The organism is Paenibacillus sp. 453mf (genome assembly GCF_900116105.1).
Lineage (GTDB): Bacteria > Bacillota > Bacilli > Paenibacillales > Paenibacillaceae > Paenibacillus > Paenibacillus provencensis.
Map to the genome: position 1 here is coordinate 15,959 of NZ_FPAC01000007.1, position 14,812 is coordinate 30,770.

General features: G+C 48.3%; 9 protein-coding genes. 1 reads left to right on the top strand and 8 read right to left on the bottom strand.

What is annotated here, in order from left to right; translation table 11 throughout:
• Nucleotides 1-42 precede the first annotated feature (42 nt).
• From BM415_RS20815 to BM415_RS20840, 6 genes are all read right to left on the bottom strand, one after another.
• Complete coding sequence (locus tag BM415_RS20815) at nucleotides 43-1,335, bottom strand: Gfo/Idh/MocA family protein (protein ID WP_091161019.1); 1,293 nt, start codon at nucleotides 1,333-1,335, stop codon at nucleotides 43-45.
• Nucleotide 1,336: 1 nt separating this feature from the next.
• A complete protein-coding gene (locus tag BM415_RS20820; protein ID WP_091161021.1) occupies nucleotides 1,337-4,606 on the bottom strand; it encodes a glycosyl hydrolase in 3,270 nt (1,089 codons plus the stop codon).
• 113 nt (nucleotides 4,607-4,719) lie between these two features.
• Entirely contained in the window at nucleotides 4,720-6,258 is a 1,539-nt protein-coding gene (locus BM415_RS20825; protein ID WP_091161023.1) for an extracellular solute-binding protein, read from the bottom strand.
• Between the two features lie 32 nt (nucleotides 6,259-6,290).
• A complete protein-coding gene (locus tag BM415_RS20830; protein ID WP_047914474.1) occupies nucleotides 6,291-7,175 on the bottom strand; it encodes a carbohydrate ABC transporter permease in 885 nt (294 codons plus the stop codon).
• A 47-nt stretch (nucleotides 7,176-7,222) separates the two neighbouring features.
• Nucleotides 7,223-8,209, bottom strand: coding sequence for an ABC transporter permease (locus tag BM415_RS20835; RefSeq protein ID WP_091161024.1), 987 nt, complete (start codon nucleotides 8,207-8,209; stop codon nucleotides 7,223-7,225).
• A 338-nt stretch (nucleotides 8,210-8,547) separates the two neighbouring features.
• Nucleotides 8,548-10,956, bottom strand: a complete 2,409-nt coding sequence (locus BM415_RS20840; protein WP_091161026.1) for an AraC family transcriptional regulator — start codon at nucleotides 10,954-10,956, stop codon at nucleotides 8,548-8,550.
• Between the two features lie 337 nt (nucleotides 10,957-11,293).
• Between BM415_RS20840 and BM415_RS20850 the strand changes: the two genes are divergently transcribed.
• The gene (locus BM415_RS20850) at nucleotides 11,294-12,649 is read left to right on the top strand and encodes a dipeptidase (RefSeq protein WP_170862583.1); all 1,356 of its coding nucleotides are present in this window, start codon (nucleotides 11,294-11,296) and stop codon (nucleotides 12,647-12,649) included.
• Between the two features lie 254 nt (nucleotides 12,650-12,903).
• On the opposite strand, the gene BM415_RS20855 is transcribed toward BM415_RS20850, so the two are convergent.
• Complete coding sequence (locus tag BM415_RS20855) at nucleotides 12,904-13,845, bottom strand: hypothetical protein (RefSeq protein WP_091161031.1); 942 nt, start codon at nucleotides 13,843-13,845, stop codon at nucleotides 12,904-12,906.
• 95 nt (nucleotides 13,846-13,940) lie between these two features.
• Nucleotides 13,941-14,546: a hypothetical protein gene (locus tag BM415_RS20860; protein ID WP_091161032.1), complete on the bottom strand. Its 606-nt coding sequence runs from the start codon at nucleotides 14,544-14,546 to the stop codon at nucleotides 13,941-13,943.
• Nucleotides 14,547-14,812: the final 266 nt, after the last annotated feature.

Consider the following 14,812-nt stretch of genomic DNA (forward strand, 5'->3'; position numbering starts at 1 on the left):
TTTATACTGAAATAGAGTAGCTGTATTAGATAAATGCAGGGATCAGTTATAGAACTTGACGAGATCATTAATTTGAACAGGTAGTCCTGTGCGTATGGCTCTATTCGCTGCAATGCCTGTCAGAATGGATCTGGCACCGTCCACATGATTGGCTGCACGATGGAACGGATCTTCTACAGGTTCCCCGAACAGATCATTAAGCAGCACCGGATCTCCACCGCCATGCCCTCCTTCGCCTTCCTCCACCTCGACACGGTAAGGAGCATCAAACATGGGATATACAGTGATGTTGTGTCCCTGCAGGGCGCCTTCGATGGCTCTGTCACCACCGGCATTCACATAAGACTGCTCCACAATGTTCATCTCAATCCGGCCTTTGCTTCCATTAAAGGCAATTCGGTAGCCTTCCCACGGCATATAGGCATTCAAGGAATACGTAAGCACAGCACGGTTCTTGTATTTGACGAGAACTCCCATCGTGTCTTCAATACTGATTCCATCTCCGAACACATTCTGATCACGCTGATAGCCATCCTCGTGCTCCGCATCGAAATACATGGCCTTTAATCCCTCACTTTGATCCAGGTGCAGCGCAAACGGATCTCCCTTGGCATTCGCGTGACCTGTCGCCCTCGGGTAGTCATGACGCTCACCGCGTTTCTCGGCATTTTCCTTACCATAAAAGAGCAGGTCTCCAAAAGCGAACACGGTCTCCGGCTGGGAGCCAATCCAGAAATTAACGAGGTCAAAGTGGTGTGTTGATTTATGTACCAGCAGCCCCCCGCTGTTTCGCTTATCCCGGTGCCACCGGCGGAAGTAGTCAGCCCCATGCTGAGTGTTAAGCAGCCATTCAAAATGCACAGAATGCACATCACCGATCGTTCCGTTCATAATAAGCTCGCGAGCTTTCGTGTGATGAGGAGCATAGCGGTAGTTGAAGGTCACTCTGACGTTTCGTCCCGTCTGCTCCACAGTATCGAGTATCTCCTGGCATTTCTCTTCGTCAACGGTCATCGGCTTCTCCGTAATGACGTCACAGCCAAGCTCCATGGCGCGAATAATGTAACGATGATGTGTCCGGTCAATACTTGTGACGATGACATAATCCGGCTTGTGCACCTCAATCATTTCATCAAACTGATGATCCTTGTAGGTCGGAACCTCATGATATCCGCATTGCTCGGACAATATTTGATTTGCATAATTCATCCGTGTCTGATTCGTATCACAAAATGCCAGCAGCTCCGACTGCTCCCGAAAATCTTTGGCCAGTGCCGTATAGAAAAATCCAGCTCTTCCACCCGTGCCGACAAGTACATACGTTTTTTTGCTCATATCAGGTTCTCTCCTTAAACAGCGATATTGGCTTGCGATAACATTCCTTCACATTCCTGAGACCATGCTCTTCCTGATCGAAATAAGTTCCTTCGAGCAGCCCGATCAGCGTTCCCGTTACACTCACTTCGATTTCATTCTCTCCATCCTTCAGGATGTTGGTGCTTCCTGTCCACTGGTAGGGCGACCACGCTCTGACACCAAGTGAATGACCGTTTACACGGAGCTCGACAACATCCTGAATCCGGAAATCGTCAAAGGTAAGCTCGAATTTATCCGTATTCTGAATGGCTGGTGCTGAATACATAAAGGTACGGCGATAACGCATTGTGCCCGCATAATACGGATAGCCCTCCACAGGCTCCGGCTGGAGAATTCCGGTCTGCTCCGGCAGATCAAGCACAAGCTGTTCACCCACGTAATAAACACCAAAGCTGCCTGAGAGCATTAAAGGATCTAGAAGTCCGTCATCGTCTTTCTCGATTCGAACCTCAACCACAATCTTATTGATGCCTTCGTAGAGGTAAGCGCCTATGTTTGCAGCGATGTTATTGTGATCAGTAATGTTGACAGACATAAACTCGTCCCCTGTAAGCCGTCTTCCATTCACATCAAGGGTGTATTCCCCCGAAATTGCATGCCGGTCAAAGAAGAGAAGACCGTGGCTCAACTTGGTACGGCAATCGAATTCAGCAACATATCTTGCATACAAAGGATAAGCCAGCTGAGCCTGCTTCGGCGTACCGAACACTTGATTGAACCTTATGGGAAGACCTTCGCTGCCCCATTTGGCAACCTGGTCAATGAAGGGTTTGGCCGTAACTTCGGCGCCACGGATATGCACCTTGCCATCCGCATCCATGACGGTCAAAGAGAACTCGCCAAGCCTCAATTTATTCTCCTCGGCGGCCGTAAGCTCCCAGGTCCCAGATAAGGGGATCAATACTTCCTGACAGCATCGATTAGATACCGTTACGGTCTCTGCTGTCTGAATAGCCTCAGGCTTGCAATCGATTAGATAAGCCCGGGCTTCGTAAGGCGCCAGTTCGATAGACCGTTCATACCCGGTCAAACTGTTTGTTTCAGAGTAGAGCGGCGTAAGTGCAGCTGCTGCATTTTCACTTCCCGTCTCCAGTGATATTTGATTCATCGTTATATAGAGCTGGCCTTGTGAGTCATCGCCTTTACCCATTCTCGTCCTGAATTCCTCCGCATCGATCCTCAGGTTTGCGCTTATCGGCTCTCCTTCCTGATTCGTTACAAACAGAAGCGCCTGATGATTAGAAATCCACCGAATCTGCTGCAGCACAGCTAAGGGGTCCTCCTTAATTTCTAAAGCGACGGCTTCAGGGACCCATCGATCAAGCAGTGGCAGCACCTCTCTGGTAAAAGCCTTCTCCAAGCTCTCATCTGTACGGATAAATCGGGCGTTCTCGCCATTCAGCAGTGCTGCTATCTGTTCCTTCGCAGGACTTGCATCCTGTATAATTTCATTCGGAAGTCTACCGATGGATATCACTTTGCCGCCAGCCTGGACATAAGAGGATAGCTTCTGCCATGGTTCTGCCTCCAGATTGTTAAGCGGCGGCAGTATCAGCACATCGTAACAGGCTTCGCCAATACGGATTTTGCCATCGTCCACTGTGCTGCTAGCGAGCAGCTCTGGATCGAGATGATCATAATCCCGGCGGTGCTTAAGCAGAAGCGTGGACAAGGTAAGCCATTCCTGCTTAAGCAGTTCAAGCTCCTCCTTCTCCTCCTCGTCGACACCTGCATAGCTGAATCCATGCAGTGGATTGCCCATTAAGGTCCAGAAGGAGGTTGTCGGATCCAGCACGGCAATTCGAATATCTGCATATCCCTCAGACATCAGATAGCTGATTCGCCCCACATAATCACCCAGCTCTCGAAAATAAGGCCAATACGGGTTCTGTACGAACTGCGATGGAGGAGCATCATGCTTCGCAAGACCGCCAATGGTATAGAAAAAGGCATGAAAATTATAAAAATTCGTACCCAGCGCCGCCATTCGGTCGATCATCCACTTGGCATCCTGCAATGTCATCGACCAGCCCACACTGTGAAAGCACTCAATCATATTTCGTTTTCTCCCCAGCTGTCTTGCGAGAGAGCTGACCATCTTCGGATTATCCCGCATCTTGAGTCCATACCTGTCAAGGATATAGGACAGCGACCTTCCGATCTTCTCGTGCGCCGAGTCTCCGCCAGGGAGATGACTGTACAGCTGTGTCGTCATTCGGACAGACGGAACCTCTGCGGCATACTGTATACCCGTCCTTTCACAGAAATCATGGGCCTGCTTATGCACGGATTGTCTGAGCAGCAGATGGACAGATTGAAAGTAATCGTAGCGGATTCGGGCAGCATCCCTTGCATCTCTGCAAATCAGTGCCGGTAAGTGCTCCAACAGATCATATCCGTTCTGTGATTTAAAAAAAGCAGGCAGCTGCGATGACCAAGGTATGCGGCCCAGCGGCGCAATTTCGTCGGTGAATATCCCTTTGATGACGCCCCCGAACTCTTCTCCCAATTCCGCCTCATACCGTTCATGTGTCAGCTCAATGAATCGTTTCATCGCTTTTTCATTCATGGGATCTACATAATTGCCGTAATATTTAAAATCTCTTATTTCCTCTTCCATGAAGATGAGAATTTCCCATTCTCCCGCAGGAGGGTCCCATTCGAGCTGAAATGCCGTTTCATAGGTGAAGAATCGCTTGCGATTATAGGAGGTAAGCCCCGTCTCCTGGTAAACCTGTTCAAGCTGAACATTTCCGATGGATTTGCGAAGATCGATCGTTTCTTCCCATAACCGATTCCCCTTCTCTCCCAGCCGAATGGCCTTCGCATACAAAATAACAGCCCAAGGCAGCGTCCAAGACACTTTTGACCCGCTAGAGACCTGTTTTGTGTAATGCTCCAGCGTACGCTGCTTCGCCTCCGGCATTTCGAGAGTGACCTCGCCTCCCGCCATTCCGCTGGGATAAGGATACTCATCGTATAGCCACACATGAAGTCCATATTTCTTCGCCTCACTCACTGCAACCTTTACCTTGTCAAACCAAGCCTGTGATAGATAAGGAATGGTCAGCCCCTGTCTTGCGCAGATAAAAAAACCGCCAACGCCTTGCTTCGCCATTTCGGCAATCTGGAATGCGATTTGCTCTTCATCCATCTCCCCATTCCAGAACCAAAAGGGCTGCACTCTGAATTCGTTACCCGGATTCTGGAACGTTTGCGACGCCAACATAAAGCCACCTCCTCAGTAAGGATCTATTTTCGTTCAAATGGTTCATCAACGGAAAAGGAGAGGGGACATCCCGCTCTCCTCATCTATGGATGCTGCTTGTTAATGAAGAGCTCTTACTGTTTAACCTCAGCGTACAGCTTGTTTATTTCCTCGATATATTCCGTGCCTCCGTTTGTCTCCCATAGCTCGAATGCTTCCTGCAGGCCTTGTTCATCAATCTGACCGACTATAAACTTGGTACGGGCATCATTTATGATGTTGTCTAGCTGAGGTCCTTTTTGCGCATACACATCCGAGATCAGAGGCTCGCCCGGGTTAGGGATGACAATCTCTTCATTTGCCTTCTGAATTTCAGCGACCTTCTTGCGGACAGGCGTCTGCTCTACGCTGAGACCCCGCGTTTCCGGAATGAACATCAAGATCTGATTCGTACCGTTCAAATCGCGCAAAATCTGTTTATCCGTACTCGGTACGATATAATCCTCTTTTTTCTCATAGTGCGTACCCTCAATGCCTAAACTCATCAGCATCTGCAGTTCTTCCTCGTTCAGCTTGTCTAGGAAGGTGAGCACTTCCTTCAATTCCTCTTCTGTCTTCACGCCGCTCTTCGAAATAGCGATCATTCCCGAGTATCCGGATGTCGGCAAATCACGGTGCCCTTCAGGTCCAACCATGGCAGGCAGCACGTCGATGGCTCCCGTTGCATTCGGATCCTTCTCGAGCACCTTCTGATCGATCCGCTGGGCGTTGTCGGCTACGTCAACCATGACACCCCCTTTTCCATTGACCATAAGATCAGGCATCTTCAATGCATCCATGACCGCAAAATCTTTGTTGACGAGTCCTTCTTCATATAGCTTGCGGAAAAATTTGAGCGCTTCCAAATATTGTGGTGTCTTGTGAGCAGGAACGAGCTGGCCGTTCTCATCCTCACCCCAGCGATTCGGTGCACCAAACCACACCGACATGATATCCCAAGGACCGTTGAATTTACTTGCGATCAGCCCGTACGTATCCTTCTTCCCATTGCCATCCGGATCATTTTCCGTGAAGGCCTTCATTACGTTGTAGAATTCATCAATGGTCGTCGGCACGCTGAGGCCGAGATTATCCAGCCAATCCTTGCGGATGGTGACCCCGTTACGTCCCAATACACGTGCACGATATATTCCATAAGTCTTCCCATCAATCGAGGCGTTGTTCAGAATAATCTCATTCGCTTGGGACAAGTTCGGATAATCCTTCAGATAAGGACTCAGTTCCCAGAAGGCACCGTTGCGTGCAGCATTGATGAAGCTTGGCGATTTACCGAGAACGACCATGACATCCGGCAGCTTGCCGGAAGCAAGTGTAATGTTGAACTTGTCTTCGTATGAGCTGCTGGGCACCCACTGAAATTCCAGCTCCGTATTCGTCAGCTCCTCCAGCTTCTGAATGACGGGATTATTGGCAGCCGGCGTTTCCGCTTCAAAGTTCGGTACCATAATACCAAGCTGCAGTTTGCCTGCCGCCTCTCCTCCCGATGCACCTGATTGCGCCTGTTCACCATTACCGTCTGGCGAGGACGAGCAACCGGCAAGGATAGCCGCCACAAGGAACGAAGTGCTTAGAACTTTGATGGATTGCTTAACCGACTTCTTGGCTTGTTTCATAAACAGTACCCCCATTTAATCGTTGATTTGGATTAACCTTTGATTGAACCAAGCAGCATGCCTTTGGCAAAGTGCTTTTGAAGGAACGGATAAACCAGCAGAATTGGGATCGTGCCTACGACGATGACCGCCATCTTAATGGATTGCTCCGGAGGCTGAACAAAATTAGGATCCATGTTCGCCATATCTCCGGCCGTGCCCTGCGAGAGCAGCACGATCTGCCTGAGCATGACCTGCAGCGGCCACATGGCACTGTCTGAGAGATATAAGAGCGCCGAGAAGAAGTTATTCCAATGCCCCACCGCATAAAACAACGCAAAAGTAGCAATGACCGGCTTGGATAGGGGAAGAACAATGCGCCAAAATACACCGAGATCTGTACAACCGTCAATTCGTGCCGCCTCTTCCAGTCCTGCAGGAAGCTCTTGGAAGAAGTTCTTGACGACAATCAGGTTAAAAGCGCCAATGGCGCCCGGCAGAATCAAGGACCAGTAGGTATCCAGGAGCCCCAGTTCTCGAATGACCAGATAGGTCGGGATCATCCCTCCCCCGAACAGCATGGAGAAGATGACAAGATTCATGATGACATTCCTTCCCCAAAAATCCTTGCGGGAGAGTGGATACGCCATCGTTAGTGTGAACAGCAGATTAACGAGTGTGCCCACAACCGTAATATATACCGAGTTACCAATGCTCTTAAAAATCGTAGAGGATGAAAAGATGTACTGATACGCACTGAAGGAAATATCATGTGGAATGAGAAAGAAGTTTCGCGCCGTGATTTCGGCTTCCGTAGCAAACGAGTTGCCGATGATATATAGAAACGGAAGCACGGTGACGATCCCGAAGATGCTGAGAATCAGGTAATTGAATACGTCAAAGACTCGTCCGCCCGGCGTATTAAACCTTTTGTCCATCTACTGTCCCTCCTTTGCAAGAGTCATGTTATTGGCAGATATTTTGTCTAGTAGATGCCAGAGTGACCGAATTTCTTGGCAAGTTTATTCGCTCCAAGAATGAGGATAATCCCTACGACCGACTTGAATAATCCAACCGCTGTACTATAACTGAATGCACCCTGAGTAATACCGACCTGGTATACATATGTATCAAACACATCGGCAACATCGCGGTTAAGTGAGTTCGTCATGAGGAAGATTTGCTCAAATCCGGTATCCAGGAAGTTGCCCAGACGAAGAATGAGCAGAATAATAATGACATTTCGAATCGCTGGAAGCGTAATATGCCACATTCTACGAAAGCGTCCAGCACCATCCACAATAGCAGCCTCGTACTGTTCGGTGTCTACGCCTGCGAGCGCAGCTAAGAAAATAATCGTTCCCCAGCCGACCTCCTTCCACAGCATCTGAATGATAATGAGCGGTCTGAAGGCATCCGGATCAGATAGAACATCAATGGGTGTGCCCGTGATCCAGGCGATCAGCTCATACAGAACCCCGCCGTCCGGTGTAAGAAATACATACGTAATACTTGCGATAATAACCATGGATACAAAATGCGGAACATAGACTAGTGTTTGTACGGTTCGTTTAAACCACGATTTTGAAATTTCATTGAGAAGTAAGGCCACAAGAATTGGAGCCGGGAAGAAAAATACGAGATCATACACGGCCAGAATCAGTGTGTTGCGCAGCAGCCTGTAGAAATCAGGATTTTGGAAAAATGTCGTGAAATTTTCGAAGCCGACCCATTCACTTTCCCGGATACCGAGAAAAGGCTGATAGTCCTGGAAGGCAATGACGATTCCCCACATTGGCGCATATTTGAATACTAAGAAGTAAAGAAGTCCAGGCGTGACCAGCAGGTACAACCATTTGTTGCGTTTTAGCTGGGACAACCATCGTTTTCTTGCATTCTTTTTAATGTCCGCCTTGCTAGGGATCTGAGAGCCGTAACCGACGATTCCCGGGATCTGCGAATCATTGTTCATAGACGTCTCCTTTCCATTTTCTTCGCTCATTTTGAAAGCGTTGTCAAAGTGTATGCTCCTTACTTTATCCAACGTTTTGCGTTTCCGCCAACATTCATTTTTTGTTCCGTTCCTCAACTTCGGCAGAAATGAACGTCATTACAGCGTTTTGAGATGCTTATAAAATAGGGTATTTCTGTGCTATTGAACTTTTTTGCCTGAATTACTTTTTTTGTAAATAAGGTGAAAGCTTGTGCATCCATTCATTTAGAATTGATTCACCTCCATAAAAAAGCTCTACTTAATCCACCGAATATTCCATGAGGACAAGTAGAGGCTGTCTTTTCTTCAGCACAATGCTATTGATGCCATTGATCGCGATATTGACCCGGCGTCATTCCTTCCTGCTTCTTAAATATCCGGTTAAAGTAGCTGTGCTGATAACCAACTCGATCCGCGATATCATTCATTTTCAAATCCGTTTCTCTCAGCAATTCCTTCGCTGCCTCTATCCGTTTGTAGGTCACGTAATCTATAAAATTGATTCCTGCTACCTGTTTGAAAGCTTTGCTGAGCGCATAAGGAGTCATTCCTTCTTGATCTGCACAGCTCTCCAGCGATATGTCTGTCATGTACTGCTCGTCGATACGCTGCATCGTCCGGTCAATTACGGGCTTAAGCCCGGCATGAGATCTCTCTTCCATGTAACGGATATAAGGTAGAAATACTTCTTGTCTCATCCACTTCCCGATCTGAACCCGTTCCTTCAGGGATGCAATCTCTTCATACAGGTTTCTTCCCTTGAACAGCTGATGAGAGGGGACTCCGGATTGAAGCATCATGTGCAGCAGGCTCGCCAGCAGCTGAAGCATCGTTTGCTGTAATTGGTACTCGGTCGTATGCTGCTTAATGGCCTCCTCCATAAATTGTGACAATAAACGATCCGCCTCTTCCGTCTTGCCTGTACGCACTGCCTGGACGATATCGCGTTCAAGGAGGAATGGATAGCTTGCCTCTTCTATTTTTCGGAACTGCATTTCTTCATCCAGATCCAGAAGCTGATTCAAATCCTCAATGCTTCTGAACGCTTCTGCCTGCTCGAGTTCCAGAAATAGTGCCGGAAGCTCGGATACCGGGCCCGCTGGCCTGCTGATCAAGATCGTTACGTTCATCTTCATGATTCGGTTGATCACCAGCATCAGCTCTTCTCCCCACACGAGAGCCGCGGACTTCAGGGACTCCCCGTCTGTACCCGTCAGGAGCACAGCGGCCGATAGATCATGAAAATTCAGGACTGCTGCCTGTTCAAACCGCTGTGCGGCAAACTCTTCGATAATATTCACAGCTGCAAAAGTAACAAGTCCTGTGTCCTGCTCGTTAAAACGACCGTTTAGATTTGAATAGCCTGTCAGCCTCAGCTTCACCAGCAAGAATTGACGGTCCTCCACCTTAAATCCGAGATCCGACATCTGCTCGATGAGATATGCTTCCGAGTGGGATGATAGATGCCCTTGAATCAGCTGCATAACGAAGCTTCCGCGGAGCATGGGCAGCCGATCATCCAGCTTACGTCTTGCTCTGCTTCTTTCCGTGAGAAGATCGTTCCAGTAGGTTTCAAGTAATTCGAACTCGTCATGATGCAGCAAAGTTCCTTGAAGGGGATCTTTTTCGTTCGTTCCGAGTACCCCAAGCAGACGCTCAATAGGTGAATAAATGCGCCTTGAGGCCAGCCAGGATAATAGGATGGCAATAAGTAAACCTGCCGCACTGACCATTACAATGAATTTGGATACCGACAATAAAGGTGCTGTAATATCCGTTATCGGAGCAGCCGATACATATACCCAGTCAGAGTCAATGCGACTCAGCTTTCCATAGGACACCGAATACGTTGTATTCTCAAATGTATACAAAAAAGAACCGTTATTTCGCTCCAGATCAACCTGCTGCCTAATCTGCTCGTTCAGCTCACCGGAGGAGGCCCCATTGTGATCACCACTGGACACCAGCACCTCTCCGCTCTTATCCAGCAAAAAGGTCGAGCCCTGATCATATGGAGTAAGCGTTTTCATTAGATTTCTAACTTTGTCATTGTCGAGTGTTACGATGAGGGCTCCGAACGGTGCAGTACTGCTGCCAGGAATTTTATGCACCAGTACGAGCGCTTCGCTTGAGTCTGTATGCAAGAGTTCTTCTGCGGTGTTCACCTCACCGTCCGGCAGCAGCTGCCCTGGAAGCCTGTCTGTCCAGTACACCTGATTGCCGTCAGTTAAATATTGGTGATAAGAACGAATCATGCGTTCATCAGCCAGCTCTCCATATGAGCGGTTAAACAAAATTGACTGCGGCTCATTCAAATAGAGCTGTACCTTATCGATCAGCGGATGCGACCCTTGCAGTACATTCAAGGTTGTAACGATATCCTCTGTCTGATCAAAATGATAGACGTAATCCATATTCCTCAGCTCTTCGCCGAATCGAGGCTCAAATGCCCAGTGGGATAGTCCAAGCTCCATATACGAGAATTGATCGGCCATATTCAACGCACGATTGTTAATCTGATTCTGATGCAGACGGCCGAACTCCTCCTCCATCTGAGAGACAACCAGCCAGTAGATCACGATTCCTGTTATCAATCCCGGTATGCTCGCGATGAGCAGAATCGTGATAAGGTTCTTCCGATAGTACCTGCCTTTGAAAGGCCGCTTCTTCTCACTAGGTAGTGGATCGTATTCTTTCTCTCTCGACAACACTTGCTGCGGATTCATGAATCGCTCACCTGCCCGTTTCCTATGAAGTTTACAATTTCATAACTCATTAAAAAGGTGAATTTGAAGCTATATATACTTTTGATTAAAGCAGCGAAAGGTATTATGAAATTGATTCTACTATTTTATAAATTGATTTATAGTTTTATAAATTTTTTTGAATATTCTCTGTTTGCATTCGCTATCCCCCATTCATTTCCTGCTAGCGCGGCTGAATTCCATGTTTCTTCCGGGTACAATTTCGTATTCTGCCGAAAAGAGTGTAAAATAATAGGGCAAAGCAATATCATTGCTGCTGTTTAGGATTAAAATCAAGGAGGATGAATTCAGAATGGGCATTGATTATAAAGCTTATTTTGCTGAACATCGTGAGACACATCTGAACGAATTAAAGGAATGGCTTACGATTCCAAGTATTTCTGCTCTGTCCGAGCATAAAGGAGATGTCCTGAAGGCTGCCGAATGGGTAGCTGACAAGCTGAAGGCAGCGGGTCTTGAGCATGTAGAGATTCACTCTACGGAGGGTCATCCTATTGTTACTGCAGACTATCTTCATGCAGAAGGGAAGCCAACACTATTGATCTATGGCCATTACGATGTGCAGCCGGTAGATCCGCTCCATCTGTGGCAGACACCGCCGTTTGAACCAGATATTCGGGACGGTAAACTATATGCTCGCGGAGCTACAGATGACAAAGGTCAATTATTCCTGCATGTGAAGGCTGTAGAGGCGATTTTGAAGCAGGAAAAGGAACTGCCTGTAAACATTAAATTCTGTATTGAAGGCGAAGAAGAAATTTCGAGTCCGAATCTCCCGCTATACCTGGCAGACCATACAGACAAGCTTGCTGCTGATGCGATCCTGATCTCTGACACTTCGCTGCTGGCTCCAGGCAAACCTGCAATCTCTACAGGACTGCGCGGTCTTTGCTCCATGGAATTGTCACTTCATACGGCGAATACCGATTTGCATTCAGGATCATATGGCGGGGGCGTTCCCAATGCACTCCATGCCATGGTGTCACTGCTTGCTTCTCTGCATGATGCACAAGGCCGTGTCTCTGTGGATGGGTTCTATGAGGGCGTACAAGAGTTAAGCTCTGAAATGCGCGAAGAATTTGCCAAGCAGAATTTTGATGAGGATCAGCTGAAAAAGGATCTGGGGCTTGATACTCTGTTTGGCGAAGAGGGCTTCTCCTTCGTAGAACGCGTAGGCGCACGTCCAACCTTGGAGCTGAACGGTGTATGGGGCGGCTTCCAAGGTGAAGGCAGCAAGACAGTTATTCCGAAGGAAGCCCATGCCAAGATCACGTGCAGACTCGTCGCAGACCAAGACCCTCAGAAGGTGCTAAATGCGATCGAAGCTCACCTCAAGGCACATACACCTGTTGGAGCACAGCTCTCCTTCACTCCCAAGGAAAAAGCATTTGCCTTTAACATTGATCCAAGCCATCCTTTCCTGCAAAAAGCAGCGGATGCCTTCGAGAACGTGTATGGTACACGCGCTCTATTCACAAAAGACGGCGGCTCCATTCCGATCGTAGAAAAGCTGTCCCGTACACTCAACGCTCCCGCAGTTATGATGGGCTTCGGCCTGCCGGATGAGAACCTCCATGCACCGAATGAGCATTTTAATCTGGAGAACTTTGACAAAGGCTTGCTGACGATTGTGGATTATTTGAAGCAGGTATAAGCGGAGTTACATAGGGAATTGAGAGTGTTGCTGTGGAGATGGAAGGGCGTATTGGATGCGTTGCTTCGTAGATAGAATGGCTCGATTGGCTCGCTCCGTAGACGGATTGGGTTCCGATCGTTGTTGCCGGCAGACTTCTTGATCTTACTGTGATTACACGGTTGAAGTCTGCCGGCAAAGACGAACGCTCCGCTTCTTCACTCCAATTCCGTCCCCTTCGCTCTTCTGCTTCGCCTTGATGTTCAAGTGCAACTTCACAAATCCCCATTCCTCTGCATGGGGGATGGGGCTCTTTGGGCGGGCTGGCTGTTTGTACAGCCCGCTCTTTTTGTGTTGGTGTTGCTGCGGAGGAGGGCGTATTGGATGCGTTGTTCCGTAGATGAAGGGCTCGCTTGGCTCGCTCCGTAGACGGATTGGGTTCCGATCGTTGTTGCCGGCAGACTTCTTGATCTTACTGTGATTACACGGTTGAAGTCTGCCGGCAAAGACGAACGCTCCGCTTCTTCACTCCAATTCCGTCCCCTTCGCTCTTCTGCTTCGCCTTGATGTTCAAGTGCAACTTCACAAATCCCCATTCCTCTGCATGGGGGATGGGGCTCTTTGGGCGGGCTGGCAGTTTGTACAGCCCGCTCTTTTTGTGTTGGTGTTGCTGCGGAGGAGGGCGTATTGGATGTGTTGCTCCGTAGATGGAGGGCTCGCTTGGGCGCTCCGTAGACGGATTGGGTTCCGATCGTTGTTGCCGGCAGACTTCTTGATCTTACTGTGATTACACGGTTAAAGTCTGCCGGCAATGACGAACGCTCCGCTTCTTCACTCCAATTCCGTCCTCTTCGCTCTTCGGCTCGCCTCAATGGCTCAAAGCACAACACCTTAAAATGCCTCAGGGCCCCAATCCTCTGCATGGAGGATGGGGCTCTTTGGGCACTGGCTGCATTAAAGCCCGCTCTTTTTGTGTTGGTGTTGCTGCGGAGGAGGGCGTATTGGATGCGTTGCTCCGTAGATGAAGGGCTCGCTTGGCTCGCTCCGTAGACGGATTGGGTTCCGATCGTTGTTGCCGGCAGACTTCTTGATCTTACTATGATTATACAGTTGAAGTCTGCCGGCAATGACGAACGCTCCGCTTCTTCACTCCAATTCCGTCCTCTTCGCTCTTCTGCTTCGCCTTGATGTTCAAGTGCAACTTCACAAATCCCCATTCCTCTGCATGGAGGATGGGGCTCTTTGGGCGGGCTGGCTGCATTACAGCCCGCCTTTTTTGTGTGCTGATGTCGCTGGTCTTACATGGCTGTAATCAGTTTTTCCACCGCTTATATAATACAACCAGCAGAGTGACAGCTAACATGGCAACAGCAATCACCGACGGCACAATCCAAACTTGGCTTGATCTTGTGTCCTTATATACGATGGAGATCTCCGGCGCATTTTTTTCATGACTTGTAACTGCCACTGGCTTATAGCCTGCCTCAAGTGCGGCCAGTTCTTCCTGTGCAGAACCTAGCTGTTTTGTCCCTTCGCACAGACCGGTCTTGAGCTGATCATACGGTCCAGAAGCAAAAACGATAAATTCCTCATCAACTTCGAATCCTTCATACCCGCAGCTTTCTGAACTTATTGCAGTGTATACCGTGGTTTCTGCACCAAGATCCCCTTTCCACACATTAATGACTTCAAATTGTGCTGCGACCGGATCTGCGGAAGACGAAATTATTCCTCGGTTCGGTTGACTAAGGCTGATTAGCTTTCCTGTAAAAATAGCCGTTTTCCGAATCATCTGTTCTTCCATGCTGATAGGTTCAGCACAAGAACAAGCATGAGCTGTTGAAGGTACTACGATACGAACAATATCAAGCAGGAGAAAAAAACTCAGAAGGTACATTATTATTACTTTGTTTCTCATTCTTATCACCTCACGGTCTATTCTTCATCTTGGTAGATTAGACGCTGTGATAAAAACAATAGATCCTTATAAGGGGAGTCTGCATCATAGTCCCTTTCAACGTCAAACATCTAAATCTAAAATCTTCTGCCTTATTCGTTACTCCGTAGCCTTAAGATCGTGTGTCTGATTCACTTACATCAGGATATTGCCGAATTTTGCTTGGACCATTACTCCTCCGAATCTGCTACGTCCAAGCAAAAACAACCGGAGTGAACAGCACAAAA